Origin of the sequence: Roseovarius bejariae, assembly GCF_009669325.1 — a bacterium.
Classification (GTDB): domain Bacteria; phylum Pseudomonadota; class Alphaproteobacteria; order Rhodobacterales; family Rhodobacteraceae; genus Roseovarius; species Roseovarius bejariae.
Genome location: NZ_SZWE01000002.1, coordinates 566984 through 573119 on the forward strand (window position 1 = coordinate 566984; position 6136 = coordinate 573119).

A 6136-nucleotide genomic window follows, 5' to 3' on the forward strand; every position below is an offset into this window, starting at 1 on the left:
CGAACAGGACGGACCGAAGGCTCTTTCAGTCTGCGCTGTTCAGGGGCGGAAGATCGCGGTGAGGCCAACTCTTCGCCTTCATGGCTCCGATCTCCTGGCGAAGTCGTTCAAGCTCTCGGAAGGCGTCTTGTCTTTTCGCAAATTCTTCACGAATCTTCGCCTGTTCCTCCATCGTGGGGACCGGGATCGGCAGAGACTTGAGATCCTTCATGTTGAACGCCTGAATGACGGCACCACCTGCGAGCGTGTTGAGATGCTCGTGCATCAGCTCGCTCGAAAGGTATTCGTAAAGCGCCTCTGGAAGCATCCCTCCGCGCCTTGGGCGAAGGATCATCATGGATTGTCCCACCGTCCAGAATGTGTCGGCGTTGCGATCTGGTACATCATCGGGCACAAGTCCCACCCGGCCAATCGTTCCTTTTACGGAAATGACGACATCGCCAGGTTCCAGTTGCTGATTTCGAGCCTTGCGAAGGCCGCCGCGGCCCACCTTGATGATCTTCGGCGGTTCGGTAAGGAAGCCATCCTCGCCGACATCACTGGGCGCCGTTTCGTGAACCAGGTATTCGCCGTCTTCATCTTTCGGCAGTGCGACCGGGCGGATCAATTCGACAATCTCGGAGAGCTCTTTAACCTCGTATCGGTCATTGAAAGCGGAGAGCTTCGCGGCCGTACGGCTCAGGTAGCGTGAGGGTGTCAGGATGCGGTCCTGCTCTTCGATTTCGGGAACAGGCACATCTCTGGCATAATCGACTTCCAAAGCTGAATTCGACAGCATTTCCGCCCACGTCACATCGAGTCTGGCCTCGTAGCGGCCACGGCTGCTGCGGGAAGCGAAATGCGGGTCAGAAAGATCAGTAAACCGCACGATATCGCGCTTTTCGCCGACTGGCGACATGACCAGAAGAGCGGTTGCGATGCCGGTCTCGTGATAGATCATGCCAGAAGGAACATCGAAGACGGCTTGGAGCCTCCCTGCGTTGATCAATTCGTCACGTGCAGCGACTTCGACCCCAACCATGCGGAAGAGGGGGCCGGCGGAGACGCCGATGATCGCTTGAGCTTGAGGCGCATGAGCGAGGATATCGGCAATCGCAACCGGTTCTGATGTAAGGCGTCCGGATTGCATGGCTCCCAGCCATTCAAGGGTTTCCCGGGGGAGGGCGGCAGCCTTGTCCATCTTCCACCCGAACGGAGGAAGGGAAATCTCGGCCTCTGCCTTCACCCCATCAAGGCGTTCGAAGGGCTGCCCGAGAAAGACAGACATGGTCACCTCAAGGGAAACCGCAGCAAGAGCGGCCATGTCGCAAACCTCTGGGTTTTGATCGACAAAGCAAAGATCAACCTCATCGCCAGCCTCTGCGGCGGCGACTCCGATCTGCAGAGCAGGATGCAGTGACCACCCGAATGCGCATCGCACCGAGCTGACACCTTCCATGATCTGGGCGATCTGCTGTGCGGCGGGCGAGGCAATCCAGAGATGATCTACCAGTTTACCTCGATGGCTGTTTTCCAGGACAACATCCAATGCAGCAAGGCGATCGCGTGGAGGAAGCCCGAGGAAGGTTTGGGCTGCCGCCTGCAGTTGCGGGTAGGCTTTGTCCGCGGAGAAGTTCTTCCACTTTTGCAGAGCCCCGCCATGGGTCTCAGGCACATTGCCGATCTTGTGAGCAACTTCCACGAGAAGGAGCGCGGGCAGTTCATCCATGCTCATTGTACCTCGGAGGCCGGCGATAATTTCCCAAACTTCTTTCATTGTATAATCAACCCCTGCTTTTTTTGGCCGCGGTCGAAGAAAAACTGTCAGCGCGGTAAGTTGTAATCACGGTGTCGCCGCAGCTCACCACAGTCAAGCCACCTTTCTTACTCGCGTGCTCAAGCTTTTTCTGAAGCTGCTTGAGCGCGGCAATCGTCAGACGGCAGTCCTTCGCGGTCAGCACTGTCTTGTCTCCATCAGACTCGCCATACTCCATGACGAGTTCGATCATTTCTCCGGTAATGCCTCGTTGGTTCATCCGGATGTCGCTGTGTGCAGTCCTCTGCATCGCATTCTCCTTTCTGCTGAAAATATAAATAGCACCTGTAAATCTAAAAGCAACTCCTGATTTTAGAAAATGCAAAAAATTTCTGCGCGGCCGGGTTTGCCCGTCCGTGCTTTGGATCTACGGTCAAATTCGTGCTAACTTTCCATGGCGGGAGACGCCAATGACAACATTCGAAGTATATCTATCCGTCGGATCTGTGGTAATTGCGATCGCCGTATCACTGTATGTTCGGCATCTGGTCCGAATCGGTGGCCGAGACCGTCCGCACGATCCGGAGGCTTTAAGGCGATTCATCGAACGAGCTAAACAGTTATCTGACACGCGCAATGACCACTACGAGAAAAGTGCCATGCGTGAAGAGGGTGATAGAAGGTAAAGAGTTCAATTTTGACAAGCATATGCCGCTATCAAGGTGTTGCCTGCTGCTTCTCTTCGACTGCCTCGCTGGGGGCCTCAGTGTCTCCGAGTCCATTGAGCGTAATGGGGGTGTGCCCCGGCATCTCAACCTGCAGGGTAAGCTTTCCCCCGAGGCCTTCTATGTAAGCGCGAAGGGTGGAGATCATAAGGTCGCTGCGCTGCTCCAGCTGGGCGATGGAGGACTGCCGTTTATTAAGGATGCGCGACAACTCCACTTGGGTCACTTTCTTCGCTTTGCGAAGCTCCTGAAGCGACAGGTATTCAGCATATATGCGCTCCGCGCCGTCCTCGACCTTCGCGCGGTTCTCATCGGACAGCTCGGCAAGGACATCATCCAGCGAAATGGTCATCTGTCTTTTCCCTTCAGTTTTTCCAGGTGCGCATCGAAGCGCGCATCTGCGGTCTTGATCAACTTCTTGTAGAAGCGTTTCTGGTTCACCCCTGACTTATCGCCGGCCGTCAAAAGCAGGGCCTTGCGTTCCGTATCGAAGGCGAAGGCAACGCGCCATGTTTCGTCACCTAAATTAAACCTTAACTCCTTCATGTTGGCATGCTTGGAGTCATATAGAGTATCCACGAGTGGCCGACCCAACTCGGGTCCCACACCCTGAAGTACGAGCGCCATCTCCAAGATTTTCAGGCGTACCTCCTTGGGGAAGTTGTCGAACTCCTTCTTCTTGAAGTCCTCATCAAAATCTACAATCCATTTCTTCTCAAGAGACAAATAGCTTACACCCTATATAGGTTTCAAGTGATATTTTGCTTTTCTTACAAAAGTGTGATTGCCTGGTACGCCCTGCAGGATTTGGTCATCGAAACGCCTCAGCATCACGGGCGATGTGCTGTGCCAGCTTCGCGTTGATTGCGCAGATGAGGCGCTCAAATCGATCCAGGGACGCAGAAGTCAGGACCTCCTTGGGGGACTGGCCCATCTTTTCAAGAAACAGGCGGGCAGGGCGGGTCTTGCTGAATTCCAAGTCGGCTTCCTTGAGAGCCTGCTCCATGCGCTTGGCAAGGCGCGGAATGCGATCGTTCACGGTGAGCTTCTTCTTTCCGATCTCGGAAGCATGGCTGTCGCGAACGAGATTCTCGTAGACATCGGCGTCGAGCAGATCCTCGATGTCGGCATCCTTGGGGCGCGCATCTGTCTCGAAGGCATCGCCGATCGACAGGATGTTATTCTCCCGGAGGACCTTCGTTTTCAGGAGATCTTCCCGGGTCGACAGTGCGTCCTTCTCGTGATCGAGCAGGACTAACACGTTCAGGTTCTCCGAAGCCAGCAGAGCCGCCATGTAAGGGATCTTCTGAGCGCCGCCGGCCGGCGTGATCGTCAGTGCCTCGTTGAGGCTCTGTCGGCCTTGGGAGGCCAGATATTCCGACACCGCCGACAGGATCCAGAAATCAGTCACGCCCTCGACGATCAGGTTGCTCCCGCCGAGGAACAGGCTCTGCGCCAGGTCGTAGCCGAGGGCCGCCTGCAGGGGAAACAGGGTTTTCCGGTCGCCGGACGGATTGTTCGTGACGGTGGTCCCGTCGGCCTCGGCGATACTCACCGTCCGGACCCAGTCGAGGTGCCTGGTCGGGACCATGAAGGGTGAGTGCGTGGTGTAGAGGATCTGGTTCTCGAAATCGTCTTCAAGGTGGGTAAGCAGGTCGCCCTGAGACTTGGCGTGCAGGTAGAGCCCCGGCTCGTCGAGAAGCAGTATCGCGGTGTCTTTGTCGCCATTGTCTGTGTCGGCCGCGAAGGCGGTGTAGAAGCTGAAGAACCACTGGAACCCGCGACTGCGTTCGTTCAGGTTCACATCCACGTCGAAGCTCTTTGCAGTGTCCGAGACGAAGGTGTGCAGATCGTTGCCGTCGAGATTGAATCGAACCTTCACCTTGCGATCGGTCCAGCGCTTCTGCAGTTCCGCTGACATGACAGAGCTGGCGCGGTTCGCGAGCTGGTTCCGTTGCTCTGTGTCGTCTATCTGAATCTCCTGAAGCCGGGCCGGATCAAGGCCGGCCACCTTGCAGAGCTTCTCGAAATTCTCGTCAGAGGTTTTCGTAGTGCCCTCGGCCTTGCGCTTGAGATACGCGGGGATGTTCTGGTGACCGGGAATTTCCGGATAGTCGTCGAAATAGACGAACAAGGGCAGCTGCTTCATTAGCCAGGCCCTGGCTGCGGCATGAGCCTCTTCGTCGCCGGCGATCGCTTTGGCGTCCTTCTGCAGGCCCGTCAAAACCTCTTCTTGCTTGTCGGTGAGCTCCTCGTCGGCCTTGGCCAGTTCGGTTCGGAGCGTCTCGATCGCCGCAATCGTGGCGGTTGCCCAGTTCTGAGCGTCCTCCTGGGGCGCGGCCGCAGTCTTGAATGTGTCAGCGGCCGCCTCGAGGACCGATTTTGCTGCGGCGTCTTCGACCTTGGATGCGGTCGCTTTGACGCTGGCGCCGATCTTCTCCACGGCTTTCTCGATGGCGTCCGTGTCGAAGGGGAGGTCGTCGTGTGGAATGAACATGGTGCGATTCGCGCCATAGACGCGTGTGATCTTAATGGGTTCATCTGGTCGCGACCGAGGCCAGAGCTTGGATACCTGGGCCCGCTCCTGTTCGTCCAGCGCCCAAGTCGTGATGGCCACAGGGGTGTGCTCGCAGCATTCCTCCAGTCGGCGGTTGCGAGGGAAGTCCTTCACGTCGTTCAGCGGCTGTAGGCCGCCGACGGGATTCACATGTGCGAGGGCCCGCAGGAGGTTCGACTTACCGCTTTCGTTCCGCCCCAGCAGAGCCGTTATCCGGGAAGCTGAAATTTCTCCGCTGTCCTGGATGGAGCGGTAGTTCGTGATCCGGAATGTGGAAAGCTGCATGTCATAAACCTCGGATAATTATGAGAGTTCTTTAAAAGATATTGGCGCCAAACAAAAACATGAAAACAGTGGCATAGGGTGTGCCTCGCACTGCGTTCCCAATCGAAACCGAAAGGTCTATTGACGGATTTCGATTCTGATTATTGAGGGATCAGGCTTCTGCTGTCCCAGAAGGCACCTGGTAGTCGTCTTCATCTTCTTGCAGAACATCTTCCTCGATGCTCGCGGGGCGGGACTTCACGGGCCGCGGCGGTGGCGCCTGCCAGGCCCGCAGGTGCTGTCCGACGAGATCATAGAAGTCGGGCACGATGCGCTCGATATCCTCGATGAATGTGCGGCGGCCGGCAAAGCGCTTTCCGAGGCTCTCGACCAGGAGCACCTCGAATGCGTGCGGCGCAGCATCTTTGTTCTCTGTCTGAAGTGAGTCCGGGTTCTCACGCAACACGGACAGGGACTCCTGCGTCGCTGGAGCCCGCCCCGGCCAATGAGCCCGAATAATGATCCGGTCATCCTCCTCCTTGAGCATCCTCAGGAGCCAATTGACACGCGCTTTCGTGGATTTGCGGTCAAGAGGTGCCTTGATCTTCATACCCGCGGACACGGTCTTGCGCGTCAGGTCGGCTATGACATCAATGTCGGCCGCACTGTCGGGTATCCGGTAGGTGGACGCGAGGCACTGATCATCCACAAGCTGCGAAATGCCGGCTTTGAGACGCGCGACTGGGTCATCTTTCAACTTGCGCTCGATGATGGTCTCAACAGGTTGTCCGACATGGCGGGATAGGTGAAGGCTCAGGTCGCGTTCTTCTTCGAACCAGCACCCAACGCCTTCCT

5 protein-coding genes and 1 pseudogene are annotated in these 6136 nt (G+C 56.7%); all 6 read right to left on the reverse strand.

Annotated features, from left to right (window positions below; all coding sequences use genetic code 11):
* Positions 1–25: 25 nt before the first annotated feature.
* Positions 26–1708 (reverse strand): restriction endonuclease subunit S, encoded by a 1683-nt coding sequence (locus FDP25_RS16770; protein ID WP_172982834.1) that lies wholly within the window; start codon positions 1706–1708, stop codon positions 26–28.
* Between the two features lie 55 nt (positions 1709–1763).
* A complete protein-coding gene (locus FDP25_RS16775) occupies positions 1764–1988 on the reverse strand; it encodes a hypothetical protein (protein WP_172982835.1) in 225 nt (74 codons plus the stop codon).
* Positions 1989–2452: 464 nt separating this feature from the next.
* Entirely contained in the window at positions 2453–2812 is a 360-nt protein-coding gene (locus FDP25_RS16780) for a helix-turn-helix domain-containing protein (RefSeq protein ID WP_154155000.1), read from the reverse strand.
* A complete protein-coding gene (locus tag FDP25_RS16785) occupies positions 2809–3186 on the reverse strand; it encodes a type II toxin-antitoxin system RelE/ParE family toxin (RefSeq protein ID WP_154155001.1) in 378 nt (125 codons plus the stop codon). The genes FDP25_RS16780 and FDP25_RS16785 overlap by 4 nt, the downstream gene beginning before the upstream one ends.
* Before the next feature lie 85 nt (positions 3187–3271).
* Positions 3272–5302, reverse strand: coding sequence for an AAA family ATPase (locus FDP25_RS16790; RefSeq protein WP_154155003.1), 2031 nt, complete (start codon positions 5300–5302; stop codon positions 3272–3274).
* A 151-nt stretch (positions 5303–5453) separates the two neighbouring features.
* Positions 5454–6136, reverse strand: a pseudogene (locus FDP25_RS17120) (hypothetical protein); the annotation flags it as partial.